General features: G+C 29.0%; 19 protein-coding genes, 1 pseudogene and 1 riboswitch. Of the genes and pseudogenes, 19 read left to right on the top strand and 1 reads right to left on the bottom strand.

Translation table 11 applies throughout. From position 1 onward, the window contains the following. The first annotated feature begins 2 nt into the window (after positions 1-2). The 19 genes and pseudogenes from Q0F58_RS03400 (at position 3) to yedF (ending at position 19293) form a co-directional block, all read left to right on the top strand. Positions 3-1019 (top strand): type II toxin-antitoxin system antitoxin SocA domain-containing protein, encoded by a 1017-nt coding sequence (locus tag Q0F58_RS03400; RefSeq protein WP_294372593.1) that lies wholly within the window; start codon positions 3-5, stop codon positions 1017-1019. A gap of 73 nt (positions 1020-1092) precedes the next feature. Beyond that, a complete protein-coding gene (locus Q0F58_RS03395; RefSeq protein ID WP_294372590.1) occupies positions 1093-1863 on the top strand; it encodes a PHP-associated domain-containing protein in 771 nt (256 codons plus the stop codon). Between the two features lie 27 nt (positions 1864-1890). After that, positions 1891-3087 (top strand): Mbeg1-like protein, encoded by a 1197-nt coding sequence (locus Q0F58_RS03390; protein WP_294372587.1) that lies wholly within the window; start codon positions 1891-1893, stop codon positions 3085-3087. Between the two features lie 260 nt (positions 3088-3347). Continuing rightward, positions 3348-3977, top strand: a complete 630-nt coding sequence (locus Q0F58_RS03385; protein WP_294372586.1) for a histidine phosphatase family protein — start codon at positions 3348-3350, stop codon at positions 3975-3977. A gap of 109 nt (positions 3978-4086) precedes the next feature. Next, positions 4087-6825: an AAA family ATPase gene (locus Q0F58_RS03380; RefSeq protein WP_294372583.1), complete on the top strand. Its 2739-nt coding sequence runs from the start codon at positions 4087-4089 to the stop codon at positions 6823-6825. A gap of 46 nt (positions 6826-6871) precedes the next feature. Beyond that, positions 6872-7501, top strand: a pseudogene (locus Q0F58_RS03375) (DUF2238 domain-containing protein). Between the two features lie 231 nt (positions 7502-7732). Next, positions 7733-8890: a pyridoxal phosphate-dependent aminotransferase gene (locus tag Q0F58_RS03370; protein ID WP_294372581.1), complete on the top strand. Its 1158-nt coding sequence runs from the start codon at positions 7733-7735 to the stop codon at positions 8888-8890. A 121-nt stretch (positions 8891-9011) separates the two neighbouring features. Then, positions 9012-9128: riboswitch (SAM riboswitch) on the top strand. A 175-nt stretch (positions 9129-9303) separates the two neighbouring features. Beyond that, a complete protein-coding gene (locus Q0F58_RS03365) occupies positions 9304-10155 on the top strand; it encodes a MetQ/NlpA family ABC transporter substrate-binding protein (protein WP_294372579.1) in 852 nt (283 codons plus the stop codon). Between the two features lie 39 nt (positions 10156-10194). Then, positions 10195-11223 carry a methionine ABC transporter ATP-binding protein gene (locus Q0F58_RS03360; RefSeq protein ID WP_294372575.1) on the top strand — a complete coding sequence of 343 codons (1029 nt, stop codon included), beginning with the start codon at positions 10195-10197 and terminating at the stop codon, positions 11221-11223. Next, complete coding sequence (locus Q0F58_RS03355; RefSeq protein ID WP_294372573.1) at positions 11224-11886, top strand: methionine ABC transporter permease; 663 nt, start codon at positions 11224-11226, stop codon at positions 11884-11886. A gap of 144 nt (positions 11887-12030) precedes the next feature. Further along, positions 12031-13392: an FAD-binding oxidoreductase gene (locus tag Q0F58_RS03350; RefSeq protein WP_294372570.1), complete on the top strand. Its 1362-nt coding sequence runs from the start codon at positions 12031-12033 to the stop codon at positions 13390-13392. A gap of 253 nt (positions 13393-13645) precedes the next feature. Then, positions 13646-14011 (top strand): nuclear transport factor 2 family protein, encoded by a 366-nt coding sequence (locus tag Q0F58_RS03345; RefSeq protein ID WP_294372566.1) that lies wholly within the window; start codon positions 13646-13648, stop codon positions 14009-14011. Between the two features lie 245 nt (positions 14012-14256). After that, a complete protein-coding gene (locus tag Q0F58_RS03340; protein WP_294372564.1) occupies positions 14257-14757 on the top strand; it encodes a CarD family transcriptional regulator in 501 nt (166 codons plus the stop codon). Positions 14758-14801: 44 nt separating this feature from the next. Further along, positions 14802-15266 carry a prolyl-tRNA synthetase associated domain-containing protein gene (locus tag Q0F58_RS03335; RefSeq protein ID WP_294372561.1) on the top strand — a complete coding sequence of 155 codons (465 nt, stop codon included), beginning with the start codon at positions 14802-14804 and terminating at the stop codon, positions 15264-15266. Positions 15267-15410: 144 nt separating this feature from the next. After that, positions 15411-15683, top strand: a complete 273-nt coding sequence (locus Q0F58_RS03330) for a hypothetical protein (RefSeq protein WP_294372560.1) — start codon at positions 15411-15413, stop codon at positions 15681-15683. Between the two features lie 270 nt (positions 15684-15953). Beyond that, complete coding sequence (gene yqeC / locus Q0F58_RS03325) at positions 15954-16664, top strand: selenium cofactor biosynthesis protein YqeC (protein ID WP_294372558.1); 711 nt, start codon at positions 15954-15956, stop codon at positions 16662-16664. Between the two features lie 20 nt (positions 16665-16684). After that, positions 16685-17509, top strand: a complete 825-nt coding sequence (gene yqeB, locus Q0F58_RS03320) for a selenium-dependent molybdenum cofactor biosynthesis protein YqeB (RefSeq protein ID WP_294372626.1) — start codon at positions 16685-16687, stop codon at positions 17507-17509. Positions 17510-17552: 43 nt separating this feature from the next. Next, positions 17553-18563 (top strand): XdhC/CoxI family protein, encoded by a 1011-nt coding sequence (locus Q0F58_RS03315; protein WP_294372556.1) that lies wholly within the window; start codon positions 17553-17555, stop codon positions 18561-18563. A 133-nt stretch (positions 18564-18696) separates the two neighbouring features. Then, positions 18697-19293, top strand: coding sequence for a sulfurtransferase-like selenium metabolism protein YedF (gene yedF, locus Q0F58_RS03310; protein WP_294372553.1), 597 nt, complete (start codon positions 18697-18699; stop codon positions 19291-19293). 99 nt (positions 19294-19392) lie between these two features. Here yedF and selD read toward each other — a convergent pair whose 3' ends face one another. Next, entirely contained in the window at positions 19393-20430 is a 1038-nt protein-coding gene (selD, locus tag Q0F58_RS03305; RefSeq protein WP_294372551.1) for a selenide, water dikinase SelD, read from the bottom strand. Between the last annotated feature and the right edge of the window lie 285 nt (positions 20431-20715).

Genomic DNA, 20715 nt, shown 5'->3' with positions numbered 1-20715 from the left:
AAATGAAAAAGTATGCATTTTGTGAATACTGTTTGAAAGAACAGCCTTATACAGTAATTGAAAATAGAAAGACTGCTATCTTGAATGAAGAAGAAATATCATATAATGGAAGAGAAGCATATTGCAGCAGATGTAAAAATGAGATATTTGTAAATGATGTAAATAGAAAAAATCTTTCAGAATTATATGATGAATACAGAAGGAGATATAATCTTATAGAACCACATAAAATTACAGCAATATTAAAAAGATATAATATATCTCCTGAGGGACTATCAGCACTTCTTGGATTTGAAGCTGGCACTGTTTCAAGATACATTAAAGGTGATATGGTATCCATTGATGATTCAGAAGCTTTAAAAAAAATATACGATGACGTTCAATGTTATTCCTTTATTCTTCAGACAGAAAAAGATAGGATAACACCTGAAGAATACTATAGAAGCAGCAAAACAGTAAATTTCATAAGAAGTACAGCAAAAGTTGAAAAAAAGGTGGATAATGCAATAAAATATATACTTACAAGATATGATGATGTTACACCTCTTATAATTCAGAAACTTCTTTATTATATGCAGGCTTTTAATTATGTTTTTACAGATAATTTTCTTTTTGAAGAGGACTTTAAAGCTGGAGACAGAGGGCCGTTTCTTGAAAGTGTAATGGAAAGATATAATTTTTATGGTTTTGATTATATAAATGATGAGATAATGAAAAATGACAATCTTAAGCTTGAGGATATGGAAATAAGTATTGCTGAAGGAATAATTAAATTTTATGGATGTTATAGTGGAAAAATTCTTGAAAAGATGGTAAAAAATGAATCTCCATGGATTATCACAAGAAAAAAGATGATTCAAAAAGATAATAAAGAGAAATATATTTCAGAAGAAGAAAATGAAATAATCGATAAGGAACTAATATCAATTTATTTTAGAGGAATAAAGGATAAATTTGTGATGACAGATATTATTGACTTAGAAAAATATAGCAGAGATATTTTTGAAAAGATATATTAACTTTTATATATTTATATTCAACTGAAGAGATTATGAATATAATATTAATATAACAAGTTTCAGGGGTAAATATATGAATATGGATTTTCATGTTCATGGAATTTTAAGTAAAAAACTAAAATTTAATGAAGAACTGTTTCTTCAGGGAATTGAATTTGCAAAAAATAGCATGCTTGATGCTGTTGTTTTATGTGAGCATTTTAATGCTGTTGATATAGATTCAACTTTTTCATTTCTAGAGGAACATTATCCATATGAAAAAGAAAGATATGACATTAATGGGTTTTACGTTTATATAGGCATGGAAGTAGATATAAAATATGGAGGACATGTTATTGTTTTTGGAAACAGGAAAAATATACATGAGATAAAAGAAGTACTTAAGATTCATAGAAAAAAATCTGATTTTATTCATTTTGAAGAACTCTTAGATATGGCAGAAGAAAATAACTGTATTACAATAGGAAGTCATCCCTATAGAGAGAAACATAAACTTTATCTTCAAAGTGAGAAAAATTTGAAAAGACTGGATGGGTTGGATCTGAATAGTAAGGATATATACAAAAGGGGACTTGAAGTAGTTGAAAGAGAAGTTTCAGAATTGTCGGAAAAGCTTAGTATTCCTTATGTTACTGGAAGTGACAGCCATTATCCTATAATGCTTGGATGTGTTAAGACATGTTTTAAGAAGGATTTTCAGAGTATAAGAGAACTAAAAGAAGAAATTAAAAGTGAAAATTATGAAAGAATTATAAGTAGTGATTTGAAGTTAAAGATATATAGTGCAAAAGTTTCGAAAAATTATATAAAGAAAAAGATAAAGGAAGAAAAATTAAAAAAGTAGAGCAATAATCAGGGAGATGAAGAAAAAGTGTGCAGACTGAGTAATGATGAATTCATACTTTTAGATGAATTGATATACTTGGAATGGGATGCTTATGATAATGAAACTGTAGAGGAACTTGTACTTGATATTTTAAAAGATGATAATCTAGCAATACTTATGGATAAAATGAAGAACTGTTTGATAATATCAACAAAAGAGGAGTGGAAACAGACACTAGACTTGATTTTAAAGAAACCAGAGCTGCTGAAGCTTAAAATAGTAAATATTGAGAATCATAAAAACGGAATGAGAATAGCTTCTTTTAAGGATTTTGAAGGAAATATAATTGTTGTATTCAGGGGAACAACATCTATAAAAGAATGGGATGATAATGGTCAGGGAGCTTATGAATATGATACAAAGCAGCAGATTTATGCTCTCAATTATGTTAACAGTATAGAAAGTGATAGGATTATTGTTACAGGACATTCAAAAGGTGGGAATAAGGCACAGTATACGGCAGTATTAAGTCCTAAGGTTATAAAATGCATATCTATAAATGGACAGGGATTTTCAAATGAGTTTATAAAAAAATATAAAGATTTTATAGAAAAAAACAAATCAAAAATTGTTGCAGTTAATTCAAAATATGATTATGTAAACTGTCTTCTCAATTCAATTGCAGGTGAGAGTCATTATATAAAAACATCTTTTCAATTTAATCCTCTCTTTTATCATAAAGGAACAATAATGCTTGATTATGATGGAAACATGAGAGAAGAAACTGGCAGAAGCATTTTTGCCAAGATAATTAATGATTTTTCAACTTCATTTATATCAGATCTTCCAGATGAATTGAAAAGTCTGACAATTGATGGAGTGATAAGCGGAATTGAAGCAGTAATGTGCAGAAAGCAGTCAATAGATGCTCTCGTGAAAATAATAGGAAGTGTGCTTATAATGATGACTTATGGAAAGTATTTTAAGATAAAAGAGACTTTTGTTTTAAGTTATATGGTTATTCAAGTTCTTGTACTTCCACTTCTTTTCTGGGCAGATTTTATAAATGCAGAAGAAACTCATTCAAATGAGGTTCTTAAGGATATATTATACAAAATGAATAAAGGAGCAGAAATTATATTCAAAAAGATGAAGTATGCAGATGAAAGTCAGAATCCAATAAGAAAGAATCTTTATAATAAGTTCTGTGTATTTATGAATAAACTTCAAGAAGCTTTGTGAAAATAAATATTAATTATATTGAAATATGTATATAAAAATTATGGTAAGAACTATAGGTGAAGGCTGGAACAGTTTATATTTTTCTATGGGAAATTATATTCGTCAAGAGTTTGTGTATAACTTTAGAAAGGGATATAAACAAATAGTCTGAGAAGCAGATTTTTTTATTATAAATCAAAAAGATACCTTTGCTTAAGTTCTTACTTGAAATATGATACAATGTTAGAAGAATGAGATAAAAGGTTTTGAAAGGAGCACATATGAAGACTACAGTATTATTGATAAGGCATGGTGAAACTGAATGGAATATACTCGGAAAATTTCAAGGAGGAACTGATATTCCATTATCTGAAGAAGGAATTAGACAAGCTAAAATGCTTAAAAAAAGGCTTAACGGAGAGTTTGATTATGTGTATGCAAGCCCTTTGAAAAGAGCACAGGCAACAGCACAGATAATATGTGAAGGAAGCAATAAAGAAATAAGAATTGCAGAAGATATAAGGGAGATAAATTTTGGACAGTGGGAGGGACTGACTGTAAAAGAAATCTCAGAAAAATATCCTGAAGTTTTTAAAGCCTGGAGAACTGATAAGGAAGAAGGAAAGTTTTGTGGCGGAGAAATGAGCACATTAAATGCTGTAATAAGAGCAAAGAATTGTATTATGGATATAGTGAAAAAACATCGAGGGAAAAAAATTGCAATAGTTGCTCATGGAGGAATAATAAAGGCAGGACTTATTGGAATATTTGATTGGGATATGACAATGTATCATAAAATAGCTCTTGGAAATACATGCATAAACACAATTACTTTTAATGATGATTTGAAACCTGCAATTACAGGAATTAATGATACAAATCATCTAGATTGTGAAGTTACTCAGGTTTAATAATTATGAATGTTTCAGTTGGCAATTAAGTATGTAATGTTTTTGAAGTGCATAATAATGAAATATGAAATAATTTTTTATAATTAAAATAAAGAAGGGAGAAAAAATTTTGAAATATACAGATTTGTTTGATGTGTATCAGTTTAATAAATTCAAAAATGACATAATGTATTGCAATGATTATATGGAATTTAGTCAGTCAACAGCCATTTTGAAAAATTCAATAAATTGTTTTCCATATCATCCAGGACTTTATTATCTTCTTGCCCTTACTTATTTTAAAAGTAATGAATATATTAAAGGAAGTCAGTGTTTTGAAAAGGGAATTAAATATGATCAAAAAAGCAATAGATATCTTGGACTTATAAGCTGTATATTATTTCAGATAAATGATATAGAAAGTTCATATAGTTATGCATGCAAGGCATTAGAATTGGATAAGAATAATATTGATGCAATAATTACTCTTGGAAACATTGAACTTATTAGAAATAATTATGAGGAATCATTATCATATGGAGTAATGGCGATTGAAATTGAAAAATCTAATTTCAGAGCAATAAGACTTTTAAGCAAGATTTATATAGCAATGGGAATTGATGATGAAGATACATTAAAAATTCTTTATAGAGCAAGAGAATCTGGAAAAGATTATGATATTGATCTTGATATAATAAAGATATTGTTTCTTACAGAAAGGGACTTAAACTGTCTTAAGGAATGTAGAGATGCTCTTATAAATAATTGTACAGGTTATACTGCTGGAAAGATAACTAAATATGTTGGGAAAATATATGAACGGACTATGAAAACTCAATCTGTACAGACACAGGCTGAATCAATATCAATGCTCAGCAGTGGAGAAAGTTCTGAAGCTTCAAATGTTGGAAGTTCAAAATTTGAAAATAGCAGTACTAACAAAGCTGTAAGGAACAGATTTGTAGAAAATATAGAAAATATGATTACAACATTAGAATCAAGAAAGTGTGAAGATGAAAAAACTGATTCAAAAGAAAAAAGTATTTCCTATGATGAGAAAGATAAAGAAAATAATAATGATAACAATGTGTTTCATGACCCTGAATCAAATGAAAATTCAGTAAAAGATGATAATAAAGTTGAACTGAAAAAATCAGAAAGTCATGAAGAAAGTACAAGAAAATCATTGCATGGAAGAGAAAGAACAGGCAAAAATAAAGAAGAAAGAAAATCTGAATCACTTGAAGAAGCTTTAAATAAACTCAATAATCTTATTGGCCTTGAAGGTGTAAAAAAGGAGATTGACAGAATAGTACGACTTATAAAATATGCAAAAAATAGAAATGAGATTTTGAATATAGATAAAGAACCTAAGTTGTCATATCATTTTGCTTTTCTTGGAAATCCTGGGACAGGTAAGACTACAGTTGCTCGTCTTATTGGAGATATATTTTATTATCTTGGAATTTTAGAAAAAGGTCATATTGTTGAAGTTGATAGAAGTGATATTGTAGGAAGATTTATAGGTGAGACTGCAAAATTAACTAAAAAAGCTATAGATAAAGCTATGGGGGGAATACTGTTTATAGATGAAGCCTATTCTCTTGCAAAAGGTGGAGAAAATAGTAATGATTATGGAAAAGAAGCTATTGAAACACTTCTTAAAGCAATGGAAGATAACAGAGGAAAATTTACAGTTATTTTTGCTGGATATACAAAGGAAATGAAAAATCTTATAAACATGAATCCAGGTCTTCAAAGCAGAATAAATTTAATGATAAATTTTGATGATTATAGTGATGATGAGTTGACTGAAATTGCTGAGAGTATCGCACATGAAGAATATTATAAATTAAGTGAAGATGGGAAAAAGGCTTTTGTTGAAAGAATAAGTCATGAAAAAGTGGACGAAAATTTTGCAAATGCACGTGCAGTAAGAAACCTTATTGAAGAAGCTGTAAGGGAAAAAGCTTTTAGAACAGGAGATGAAACAGCAAGTGAAGAGGAACTTACTACACTTACAAGCGAAGATTTTGGAGTTGATTTAAGTTTCACAGCAAGGGATAATGTAAAGAAATATGAGAATGAACTTGAAAATCTTGTTGGACTTGAAGACGTGAAGAAACTTATCAAGAATATTCTTGATAATGTTGAGCTTATACATAGAAAAAAAGAAATGGGAATAAAGTGTGAAGATATATCACTTAATATGATCTTTTCAGGTAATCCAGGAACAGGCAAAACGACTGTAGCCAGAATTGTGGGAAAAATACTCAAAGCTATGGGTATATTAAAGAAAGGACATATGGTAGAAGTAACACGTTCAGATCTTGTTGGACAATATGTTGGACAAACAGGGCCTAAAACTCTTGCTAAAATAAAAGAAGCGTATGGAGGAATACTGTTTATAGATGAAGCTTATTCTCTAAACAGCGGAAGTGAAAGTGATTTTGGAAGTGAGGCTATAGCAACACTTATAAAAGAAATGGAAGATAATCGTGATAAGCTTATTGTAATAATGGCAGGATATACAAAAGAAATGAAAGAACTTATGAATGTTAATCCAGGGTTGGAAAGCAGAATTAAGTTTAATATTGAATTCAATGATTACAGTGGAGAAGAATTATTCAAAATTTTTAGATCATTATGTAAAAAGGAAAAATATAAAATTTCACATAATGCTTATAAAAAACTTAAAGAAGATTTTGATGAGATTGCACAGCAAAAAGGAAGAAATTTTGGAAATGGACGCTTAGTGAGAAAATATTTTGAAAATATAAAAATGACTCAGGCTACAAGGATTATACGTGAAAATATTAATGATAAGGAAGAAATTTTAAAAATAACTATTGATGATATTATTACATAATCAAAAATTTTGAAAATTCAAATTAAACTGATAACAAGGAGAAAATATGAAAAATAATAGTAGGTTTCATATGACGTTATTGTTTGTAATAATTGTTCTATTGATTTGGTCAGTAATTAATCCTAAAGATTTATTTACATGGTTTTTGGAAGTAATGCCTGTACTAATAGGTATAGGCATATTGATATTTATATATCCTAAATATAAATTTTCGAATTTCACATATGTGTTAATTACAATTGAATCCGTAATTCTAATTGTAGGAGGACACTATACTTATGCTGAAATGCCGCTTTTTAATTGGATTAAAGATATTTTTGGATTTAATAGAAACTATTATGATAGACTAGGACATTTTGCTTAAGGATTTGTTCCAGCAATAATAGTTAGAGAAATACTCGTAAGAAATAATGTGATAAATAAAAAGAGATATTTATCGTTTATTGTTATAAGCATATGTCTTGCTATCAGTGCATCTTATGAACTTATTGAATTTACAGTGGCAAAATTTACTGGAAGTAGTGCTGAAGCGTTCTTAGGAATACAAGGTGATATTTGGGATACTCAATGGGATATGCTTATGGCATTAATAGGTTCAGTTATATCAACTAAATTGTTTACATCATATCATGATAAAAAATTAGCTGAGATATTAACTGAAAAAAATATTTTATGAATATTAAACAATTAATTTATAAGTTTTTTTGAGTTATATTGAAAAAATTATAATATTTGCTATAATAGAAATAAATCATATTATTCTGATATGATTTATTAAATATTAAAATATTTCACAGCATATATTGTGTAAATAATATATAATTGACAATTTATAATATGAATGAAGAAATCTTTGCAAGATTTCTTGGAAGTAGATATTACAAATAAAGGCAATGGAGGAATAGAAATGACACAATTAAGCACACGTTTAGAAGGTTTTACAGAATCAGTAATAAGAAAAATGACAAGGATATCTAATGAATATAATGCAATAAATTTATCTCAGGGATTTCCAGATTTTGATCCGCCAAAAGAAATAACTGATAGATTAAAAGAAGTTGCAGATGAAGGTCCACATCAGTATTCAGTTACATGGGGAGCTCAAAATTTTAGGGACAAGCTAGCTGAAAAGCAGAAAAAATTTATGGGAATAGACATAAATCCAAATGAAAATATAGTTGTAACATGTGGAAGCACTGAAGCAATGATGACTGCAATGATGAGTGTATGTAATATAGGTGATAAGGTTATAGTTTTCTCACCATTTTATGAAAATTATACAGCAGATACAATACTTTCAGGATCAGAACCTATTTATGTACAACTTAAGCCTCCTTATTTTAATTTTGATAAGGATGAACTTAGAAAGGCTTTTGAACAGAAACCAAAAGCTATTGTTGTATGTAATCCTTCAAACCCAACTGGAAAAGTATTCAGCAGGGAAGAACTTGAATATATTGCAGGGCTTGCTGTTGAGTTTGATACATTTGTAATAACAGATGAAGTATATGAACATATGGTTTTTCCTCCATATAAACATACATATATGGCATCACTTCCAGGAATGTTTGAACGTACTATTTCATGCAGTTCTTTATCAAAAACTTATTCAATTACAGGATGGAGACTTGGATATGTAATAGCTTCAAAAGAAGTTATAGAACAATGTAAAAAAGTTCATGATTTCCTTACAGTAGGAGCAGCAGCACCGCTTCAGGAAGCAGCTGTTGTAGGACTTGGTTTTGGACAGGATTATTATGATGAGTTAACAGCACTGTATGATAAAAAAAGAAAAATGTTTTTAGATGGTCTTGACAAAATAGGATTGAAATATTTTGAACCACAGGGTGCATATTATGTTATGGTTGATATATCACAGTTCGGTTTTGAAAAAGATTATGATTTTGCAGTATGGCTTATAAAGAATATTGGAGTTGCAGGAGTTCCAGGATCAAGCTTCTTTAGAGAAGATGTAAATACTTACATAAGATTCCATTTTGCAAAGAAAGAAGAAACTTTAAAAGAAGCATTGAAAAGATTGGAAAAATTAAAGGAATATATGTAAATAAACAAATTTGTTTTGGGTTAAATTTTAATATTTAAGTAAATAAAAGTATTAAAATTAAAAAAAGTGTTGACAAATATAAAAATGGAAATTATACTAGATTTATCAACTTAATAAAAGCAGCTTATCAAGAGTGGTGGAGGGACTGGCCCTATGAAACCCAGCAACCAATATATTGTTCATTTACATTATGTATGGTGCTAATTCCTGCAGTTTTATTTAAACTGATAGATGAGAGAATAATTAATGTGTAATAGTGATTTATTGCGCCAGAGTTTATTCTCTGGTGCATTTTTTAATTTCTAGTAAAGTATAAATATCTGAAATGGTGAAGTATTATCAATTAATTCAGAGTAACTAGATAATAATAATTAATAATCTAAAAATAATGAGAATCCAAGGAGGAATTGAAAATGAAAATTTTAAAAAAATTAGGGGCATTAGCTGTAACAGGAGTTTTAGGATTAAGCCTTGCAGCATGTGGAGGGGCAGACAATAAAACTACTTCACAGTCAGATTCAAAAGCGGGAGAAACTAAAAATATAACAGTTGGTGTATGTCCAGGCCCTTATGGAGATATGGTTAAGGAAGTATTTACACCTTTATTAGAAGAAAAGGGATATAAAGTTGAAGTAAGAGAGTTTAGTGATTATATTCAACCAGATCAAGCACTTAACAATGGAGAAATACAGGCAAACTTAATGCAACATACTGAATATTTAAATAAATTTGCAAAGGATAATAATCTTCAAATAAGTGCAGTAAAAACAGTTCCAACATTAGGAATGGGAATGTTCTCAAACAAATATACATCAATAGATGAAATTCCAGATGGAGCTAAAATAGGTGTTCCAAATGATGGATCAAATTTAGCAAGAGCATTAAATGTATTGAGTGTAAATAACATAATAAAATTAAAAGATGAAGTAGATCCAGCAAAAGCAAGCAAACTTGATATTGCTGAAAACACAAAAAATATTGAACTTGTTGAAGTTGAAGGAGCTCAGCTTGCAAGAAGTATTGAAAGTACAGATGCTTCACTTGTTCCTGGAAATTATGCTTATGCATCAGGTCTTGATTATTCAAAAGCACTTGCAATTGAACCATTAACAGAAAATTATAAAAATGTAGTTGCAGTAAAGACTGAAGATTTAGATAAGGATTTAGGAAAAGATTTTAAAGAAATTATTGAAAGTGATAAATTTAAAGAAGCAATAGAAGGAAGCAAATTTAAAGATTTTTCTAAGCCAGAATGGTGGAAATAATTACAATTATTAAGAAATGACAAAAGGAGGCTTTAAAACATGATTGAGTTAAAAAATATAAGTGTTGATTTTAAAGATAAAGGTCATACTGTTCATGCAGTTGATGATGTAAGTCTTCATATTAATAAAGGAGAAGTTTTTGGAATAGTAGGTTTGAGTGGTGCAGGAAAAAGTACTCTTGTAAGAGTTATAAATCTTCTTCAAAAACCTACAAAAGGCCAGGTGATAATTAATGGAGAAGATATTACCAACTTAAGTGGAAGCAAGCTAAGAAAAAAGAGATTAAATATAGGAATGATTTTTCAGCACTTTAATTTAATAAGTGGAAAAACAATATATGAAAATATTGAATTTGTATTAAAAGCAGATAATTATCCTAAGGAAAAGAGAAAAGAACGAATTGAAGAACTTCTTAAGCTTGTAAATTTAAGTGATAAAAGAGATTCATATCCTTCAAACCTTAGTGGAGGGCAAAAGCAGAGAGTTGGAATTGCAAGAGCGCTTGCCAATAATCCAGAAATACTTTTATGTGATGAAGCAACATCAGCGCTTGATCTTGAAAATACAGATGAAATAATAAATCTTTTAAAAGACATTAAAGAAAAGACAGATATCACAATCGTGTTTATAACTCATGAAATGGATGTAGCAAAAAGACTTTTTGACAGGGTTGCAGTAATGAGCAGTGGTAAAATCGTTGAAATAAATGATGTATACAGCATATTTTCAAATCCTCAGCATGAAGTTACAAAGTCTCTTGTTGAAAGAAATTCAAACATGGAGCTTCCTAAAGAAGTATTTAACCTTATAAAAGAAGGCGAAATTATAAAGGTAAATTATAAAGGCGATGAAAGTTTAAATCCAGTAATATCAGAAGCTGTAAAGAGTTTTAAAGTTCATATAAGCATAATTCATGGAAAGATTGACTATATTGGAGGAAAACCATTAGGAAGCCTTATAATAAACATAATTGGAGAAAAAGAAGAAATTGCAAAAGCAAAGGAATTTATAAAAGAAAATTCATTTCAGACAGAAAGAATTGTAAATCAGTATTTGGAGGTGGTTTAGATGGAAAATACAATAGAAATTTTACAGGCTGAACTTGGAGGAGCAATAGCTGATTCTTTAAAAATGATAATAGCTGCCATGGTAATATCATTTTTTGTAGGGGGAGCATTGGGACTTATATTATATCTTACTTCGAATAAGCTTTTCTTTAAAAATAAAGTTGTAAATTATTGTGCTGGATTTATTATAAATATAATCCGTTCGCTTCCATTTGTAATTTTACTTGTTCTTTTAATACCACTTACAAAGCTTATAACAGGAACTGGAATAGGACCAGAAGCAGCAACAGTTCCAATTACAATTGCATCAATAGCATTTTTTGCAAGACTTAGTGAAGGTGCATTTAATGAAGTAGATAAAGGAGTAATAGAAGCTGCTATTGCAAGTGGAGCAGGATTTTTCTTGATATTAAAAGATGTTTTGATAGTTGAAGCGCTTCCAAGTCTTATAAGGGCAGTAACAGTAAATCTTATAAGCCTTATAGGATTTTCTGCAATGGCTGGTATTGTAGGGGGAGGCGGAATAGGAGACCTTGCAATAAGATATGGTTATTATAGATATGAAACTGGTGTAATGATTGTAACTGTTGTTATTCTTGTAGTTCTTGTTCAGTTTATACAGATAAGTGGTGATTTTATAGCTAAAAAATCTGACAAGAGATAGTATTTAATATGGAAGAAAACATGATGATAAAATACAGATAGAAGTTCTATTGCAATTAAGGATAATTACAAAATATAGGAATAGTTAAATTCTGAGATTGTATGAATTCAATATAAATAAGGAAATTGAGGGGGCTCTGTACAAATGAAATATGAAAGATTGAAAGAACTTATTGATAATAAAAAAATTGTTTTTAAGGATGAGATAGAAGAAAAATATCTTACTGACGGACTAGGAATAAAACATGGTAATGCTGAAGTGCTCGTTTTTGCAGAAAATGAAGATGATGTAAAAAAAGTTATAGATTTTGCAAATGAAAATAAGATAAATGTTACAGTAAGAGGAGCGGGAACAGGACTTACAGGTGCAACTATTCCTATACATGGAGGGATAATACTTGATCTATCTAGAATGAACAAGATTATTGAACTTGATGAAGAAAATTTTACTATAACTGTAGAGCCAGGAGTTCTTCTTAAAGATCTTCAATCATTTGTAGAAGAAAGAAATTATTTTTACCCTCCAGATCCAGGGGAAAAAACTGCAACAATAGGTGGAAATGTAAGTACTAATGCAGGTGGAATGAGAGCTGTAAAGTATGGAGTGACAAGAGATTATGTAAGACAGCTTCAAGTTGTTACTGGTGATGGAAGATCAATAACTGTTGGAAGCAGCACAATAAAAAATAGTTCAGGACTTGATTTGAAAGACCTTATTGTAGGTTCTGAAGGAACACTTGCAGTAATAACAAAGATAGTTCTTAAGATAATTCCAAAACCAGAAAAATGCATAAGCGTACTTATTCCATTTAATACTCTTAAAGATGGAATAAATTCTGTTACGTCAATTATAAAAGCAGACAGCAGCCCTACTGCAATTGAATTTATGGAAAGGGACGTTGCTTCAAATGCTGAAAAGTATCTTGATTTAAAGCTTCCTTATGATGGGGGAAAAGCATTTCTTATTTTAACATTTGATGGTAATGAAACGTCTATAAATATCAACAAGGAAAAAGCTAAAAAAGCTGTATTTGATAATAAAGCATTAGATTTTATTGAACTTGATAGTAAAGAATATGAAGATACTTGGAAAATAAGAGGTGCTTTATGTAGTGCAGTTACTGCTGGAAGTGAGCAGATTCCTATAGATATTGTAGTTCCTATTACAAAAATTTCTGATTTTGCAGAGTCTGCTGCTTATCTTGGAAAAAAACACAATATAAAGGTCATATATTTTGGACATGCTGGTGATGGTAATATTCACTTATGCGTGGTACGTGGAAACCTTGATGAAAAATCATGGAATGAAAGATCTCATAATTTCCTTGTTGATTTATATGGAAAAAGTCATGAATTTAAAGGAATACCATCAGGTGAACATGGAATAGGACTTGATAAAAGGGCATATTTTATTAAGTATGAAAATGAAGAAAACATAAATATTATGAATCAAATAAAAGGTGTTTTTGATAAGAATTTCATATTAAATAAAAATAAGGTTTATTAAAATTATTATGTTATGCGCGATTTAGCTCGAGATACTACTGTGCACATTTAAAATCTATCCTGCAGTTATGTGACAGTTAATACCTTCCGCCTAAGTGTCATAACAGAATATTATGAAATGTTAGCAAGAAATCTGTTCTTATTTAAAACTGCATATAATTCAATATGCAGTTTTTATTTATTTTATAATTTTTAAAAATAGCAGAAGTATATAGAGATGCTTTTTTATATAAAGTTTTGGAGGAAAGGCAATTATGGAGGAAATTATAAAAAAGTATTTTCAATGTTGGCTTGAAAAAAATAAAGAAGGAATAAAAGAAGTTTTCTCTGATGACATAGTATACAGTGAATGTTATGGACCTGAATATCGTGGAATTAATCAGTTATTCAGGTGGTTTAAAGAGTGGAACGACAGAGGAACTGTTTTGCAATGGGACATTAATCAGATTATTTCAAGTGATAAAACTACAATTGCAGAATGGTATTTTAAATGTGAGTATGATGGAAAAATCGAGGGCTTTAATGGTGTTACAATTGCTAAGTTTAATGATTCTATGAAGATATGTAATTTAAAGGAATTTCAATCTAAGGCAGAGCATTATTATCCTTATGGAGAGTGAATATATTTTGATTTTAATGTGTTAACAGAAAAAAGTTCTTACGAAAAAAATTTTTTTCTGTTAAAATATATTATAGAAGAAAAAGAAATAATTTACATAGACTTTTAGAAAATTTATTATTGCATTCAAAAAGTTTCTGTTTTTGTAAAAACAGGGATTTTTATTTTGCATTAATTTTGAAAAATTTTCAGCTGAGATGTACTATGTAGTATTATTTGAAATTAAAAGAATGGAGGATAAAATATATGTTTAAAGTTGATGACTATATTATTTATGGAGGAAATGGCGTATGTAGGGTTGCAGATATAGGTGTACCTGAAATAAGCAGGTCTGATATTGAAAGAGAATACTATACTCTTGAACCTATATATGAAAGTGGAAGAATATTTGCACCAGTAGATAATGAAAAAATTGTCATGAGAAAAGTTATAACAAAAGAAGAAGCAGAAAATATTATAGAAAATATTCCTTCAGTAGAAGTCAATTGGATTGATGACATGAAAGAAAGAGAAAATCAATTTAAAGATATTATTCATCATTATGACTGTAGTGGCTTTGTAAAAATAATAAAGACGCTTCTTGAAAGAAAAAAGAAATGTGCATCTGCTGGCAAGAAAATGTCTACAAGTGATGCAAATTATTTGAAAAAAGCGAAAGAATATTTATGTGGCGAATTTGCTATTGCATTAAATATTCCAAAAGATAATGTTGATGGATACATAAAAGAAAGGCTGAAATCAATGTAACATATTAACAGATATAATTATAGATAAAGTAAGGTGTATAACAGATGAATGAAGTTTATGAGCTTTTGGAAAAGCTTAATATAAGTTATGACAAAGTAGAGCATGAAGCTGTTTATACAGTGAAAGATGCAGAGAACGTAGAAAAATTTATCTGCGGTATTGGGTGTAAAAATTTATTTTTGAAAGATAGAAACAACCGATGTTATATATACATGCTTAAGGAAGAAAAAAGAGCAGATTTTAAAGAACTTTCACATATACTCCAATGTGGCAGAATTAAGTTCGGTTCTGAGGAAGAATTATATAATCATTTAAAACTTAAAAGAGGTAGTGTTACTCCATTAGGTATATTAAATGATAATTCTAAAGTTGTAGTAATTCTGGATAAGGAATTAAGAGGTCATAAAGTTCTTGTTCATCCAAATATAAATACTGCTACGATCTCTCTGGAATATGAAGATTTATTGAAAATAATAAAATATTGTAATAATTCATATATTGAAATTTGAATTGCTAACAGTACCAAAATCATCTCATGATAATTGTATTATATTGTATAAGATATTTATGGATTGATTGAATAAAAATTAACATATAGGTCAATAATATATTTGAATCAATAATATCATACAATAGAAATAGAGGTGAGTAATATGGGAGAAAATATTAGAGCTATACGAAAAGGCTGGAAAGAATTCAATGGAACATGGTATTATTTTGATAATGAAGGGAAAAAGAAAACCGGATGGCTTAATTTCAAAGGAACCTGGTATTACTTGGATCAAGATGGAGCAATGGTACATGATACTGTAATTGATGGATATAGAATAAATTCAAATGGAGTATGCATGAATAGAATGAATAAAAATGATGAAGAAACGATTCTAGATTATATGGTTTTTGATGAGTATGGCATTACAAATTAAAATAAAGTGTGTAGATTAAGAATATTAACTTTAAAGTATATTAAGTTAATATTCTTAATTTATATGTTAGTGTATTATGTTAATATATAGAGAGAAAACAGTGCATAAAAAATTATTAGCAAATACTTATGAAAACTGTATATTAATGCGGATTGTTTTGATATAATTTAGTTGATTAAAAAACATGAATTTGGAGAAATGTCTTAAGTGAAGATATTTAATTATAAAAATAATCATCTTATGAAATTATAAAATTTATATAAAGGTATTATGATTGATATAAAAAGAAAATATATAATTTCTTTTGTTGGAGCTGGAGGAAAGACTACTTTAATCTTCAATTTGGCAGAAGAGTTAAAAAAACTTGGAAAGAAAGTTATTATAACTACAACTACAAATATGTTTATATGTGAAAAATATTTTCTGCCAATTAATGATTTAACTGAAATTAAAAGAAATTTAGATATACACTCTATAACTGTAATAGGAAAACCTGTAAATAATAAGAAATTTACTGCTTTAGAAAATATAAATTATAATGAACTTTTGGCTTTATGTGATTTTGTTCTTATAGAAAGTGATGGATCAAAAAGGCTTCCATTAAAAGTGCCAGCAGATTATGAACCAGTTATAGCTGATGGAACAGATATTATTGTTGGAGTTTCTGGAATTGACTCAATAGGAAAAACCATAAATGAAGCGTGCCATAGAAAAGAACTTGTATGTAGTTTTTTTAACACAGATGAAGAACATATCATATCAGAAAATGATATTGCAAAGATACTATCAGATAGTAATGGCACAATGAAAGGATTAAGAGAATTGGATGAAAAGAGAGTATCTGAAGGAAAGGGCAAAGTCACTTATGTTGCAGTTATAAACAAGTGTGATACAGATGAGTTTCTTAAAAGAGGAGAAATCATTGGAGCTTTATTAGAAGAAAAAAAAATTAACAATCTTATTACGAGTTTTAAGGAATGAACGAAAGGAAGAAAGAAATAATGATATTAATAAAAGGAGCTGGAGATCTGGCAACAGGTATAGCGCACAGATTAAAAGTATGTGGATTTTCAATTGTCATGACTGAAATAGAGATGCCGACTACAGTGAGAAGAACAGTAGCCTTTTCTCAAGCAGTATTTGATGGAAAAACTGAAGTGGAAGGTGTAAAAGCGGTATTAGTTCATAATTTTAATGAAATAAATGAAGTCCTAAATGATGGTAATATACCTGTAATTATTGATCCAGAGTGCAAAGCTGTTAAAAAAATAAAGCCAGATATTGTTGTAGATGCAATTATAAGTAAAGTAAACTGTGCTAAAACATTTATAAATGATGCTCCTGTAGTAATTGCTGTAGGTCCAGGATTTAAAGCAGGTGCTGACTGTCATTGTGTTATTGAAAGTCAAAGAGGACATTATTTGGGCAGAACTATTTATCATGGAAGTGCTATACCTGATACAGGAATTCCAGGAAATATTGGAGGATATACTGTTGAAAGAATAATAAGGTCATGTGAAGACGGAATTATTATACCTATGGTTAATATAGGAGACTATGTTGAAAAAGGACAGACAATAGCATATGTGAAAACAAACTCTGAAAAAGCAGATGAATATAGAAAAAAATATATCTATGCAGAAATATCAGGAATTGTAAGAGGAATGCTTCAAGAAGGAGTTAAAGTTTATAAAGGGATGAAAAGTGGTGACATTGATCCTAGATGCGAGAAAAAACATTGTTTTACCATATCAGATAAAGCACGTTCAATAGCAGGCGGAGTTCTGGAAGCTATATTAACTTTGGCTAATAAACGAGAGTTGTAACATATAAGCAAAATTAATAAGACATATGGATGGAGAGCTTAAAATGGGGAATAAATTATATGAAAATTTGATAGAAGAAATAAATGAAAATGGAGAAGCAAAGGTACTCACTGTTGTTAGTAATAATGAGAATTTTGGAAAAAGAATAGTTATTAATAAAGGCAGCACGGATGAATTTTTAAAAACTATCATTAATGAAATTGATTTAAATAGTGGAACATCTCTATATAAAATTGGGAATGAAGAAGTATTTTTTGAAAATATAGCAGGAAAACCTAAACTTATAATATGTGGAGGAGGTCATATTGCACTTCCTCTAAGCATAATGGGTAAAATGCTTGAATTTGAAGTTGTAGTTATAGATAACAGAAAAGAGTTTGCTAATATGGAAAGATTTTCTCATGTGGACAGAGTTATATGTGAAGATTTTGAAGAAGCTCTTAATAAAGAAAATGTAAATGGTAATACATATATTGTAATTGTTACAAGAGGACATAAAGATGATAAAAAATGCTTGAAAAAAGTTTTAAGAACAAATCATAAATATTTAGGAATGATAGGCAGCAGGGGCAAGGTTGCAATTACTTTTAATTCGTTAAAAGAGGAAGGCTATACTCAGGAAGAACTGGATACTGTATATAGTCCTATAGGATTGAAAATAGGTGCACAGACACCTGAAGAAATATCTGTAAGCATATTTGCAGAAATAATAAAAGTAAAAAATGAAAAATTATGGTGCAATATTGAAGACAAAATTCTTAATAAAATAAGTTCTGAAAAAGAAGATATGGTACTTGCTACTATAATTGAAAAGAAAGGATCTTCACCAAGAGGAATTGGAGCTAAAATGCTTGTATTAAAAGATGGGTCCTTTATTGGAACTGTTGGTGGTGGAAGTGTTGAAAATGCAGTTTATGAAAAAGCAAAGGAACTTATAAAACTAAAAAAATCTCATGTTGAATCTTACAATTTATCTAATTCAAAAGCTTCTACACTTGGCATGATATGTGGAGGAACTGTAAGAGTATTTTTTGAATATATAAAAGTTCAATAAGCATGTGGCGTTTAAAATCCATGTTATTAAGTTTGAAAATAGATAATAAAAAATTTGTTACGTTATTTTTAATTATTAGAAATTGTATTATTAATTAGAAAATATGTATTTGAAGAACAGAAAAGGAGAAAAAATGAACAAAATAATTGATGCAAAAGGGAAAAATTGTCCGATACCAGTTATAATGGCAAAAAAAGAAATTGATAATGGAGGAGACTCTTTCATTGTTGAAGTAGATAATAAAATAGCAGTTGAAAATCTTAAGAAACTAGCTAAAAATCAAGGATTTTATAGTACTGTAAAAGAGGAAGAAAATAAATTTTCAGTAGTATTTACTAAAGAATGTGAAGAATGCAATGAAATATTATCGAAATTAAATAATAAATCTTTATTAGGAAATTGGGCTGTGTTTATTGGAAAAGAAATAATAGGAGAGGGAGACAATGAACTTGGAAAAAATTTAATGAAGATGTTTTTCTATACATTGAGTGAAAGTGATAATCTTCCTAAATATATATTGTTTATGAATGGAGGAGTAAAAGTTCCTACATTAAATGAACAGGCAGCAGAACATTTGAAAGATATTGAAGAAAAGGGTACAGAAATAATGGTCTGCGGAACATGTTTAAATTTCTATAATCTTGAAGACAAACTTAAAGCAGGAAAAGTGAGTAATATGTATGATATATCCAATGCCATGAAAGAAGTAGATAAGGTGATAACTTTATAATTAAGAATGATTATTTATGTTATATATAAATTATTATTGGAGATTTAATTCAAATAATGGGGCTGATGCATTATTTTTTAGGCATAGTCCCATTATTTGCTATTTTATAATTATATGTTTTTCAGTAAACTCTTTAGTCTGTCCTATAATTTTGCAGTATGGAGTGAATTCTTCCATTCTTGATACATATTCCAAAGCATCTTTTTCAGGCATTGATAAAAGAAGGCCTCCAGAAGTTTGAGGATCAAGAAGAACATCTATTGTTTCTTGTTGTACATTTTCAGCAGTTTTAAAATTCTTTTTAAGATATTCAAGATTATTATACATCCCCTCTGGAATTATTCCCATAGAAGCATAATTTAATGCATCTTTTATAATAGGAACATTATCTGAAAATATTTCAATAGTTTTATTGCTTCCTTTTGCCATTTCAAAACTATGTCCAATTAAACTGAATCCAGTCACATCAGTACATGAATTTACTTTTAGTCCCAATGTGTTTTCTTTTGCAAGTTTGTTTAAGGTTGTCATTATGTCTGAAACTTCTTTTATTTTAGCATCTGTAAGAAGTTCTGCCTTTGATGCAGTATTCATTATTCCTATGCCGATAGGTTTGGTAATAACAATAAGATCACCATCTTGTGAATTACTGTTTGTGAGAATTTCATTTGGATGTGCAAAACCACTTACTGACAATCCATATTTGGGAATAGGATCAGCAATCGTATGTCCTCCTGCAATTACTGCTCCAGCTTCTAAAACCTTATTGTATCCTCCTGCAAGGATTTCATGCATTATTGCTGGGTCAAGACAGGATGGAAAACAGAGAAGATTCATAGCAGTGGCAGGATTTCCTCCCATTGCATAAATATCACTTAAAGCATTAGCGGCTGCAACTTGACCAAATGTATAAGGGTCATCTACCATTGGAGGGAAAAAATCTACTGTTTGAATTATTGCAGTTGATTCATTTATTTTATAAACACATGCATCGTCATTTGTATCAAATCCTACTAAAAGATTGGAATTTTGAAATTTTGGAAGGGTTTCTAAAGCTTTCTCTAAGGTTGCAGCACCAATTTTAGCAGCACATCCTGATGTTTTTGCAAGAGAGGTCAATTTTATTTTTTCTTTCATGTATTTATTCACATCCTTAATTGAAATATATATTTTTTAATTTGGTTTATAACATATTTTAAGTTCATAATTTAATAATAGTATTCTAAACCCCATTTTTTATTATATCATGTATAGTATAGGAATCAATTAATATACAAAAAATATTAAAATTCGTGAAAATAATTTGAAAATGTATATAAAACAAATGAATATTGAATTTTACATGAAGTATAAGAATAAAAAAATTTAAAAAACGTACAATTAATAAAAAAGTCTACACATTTTCGTAGAAATATGATAAAA

Origin of the sequence: uncultured Clostridium sp. (assembly GCF_934754915.1) — a bacterium.
In the GTDB taxonomy this organism is placed as follows: Bacteria; Bacillota; Clostridia; order Clostridiales; family Clostridiaceae; genus Clostridium.
This window is presented reverse-complemented; position numbering and strand designations above follow the sequence as displayed.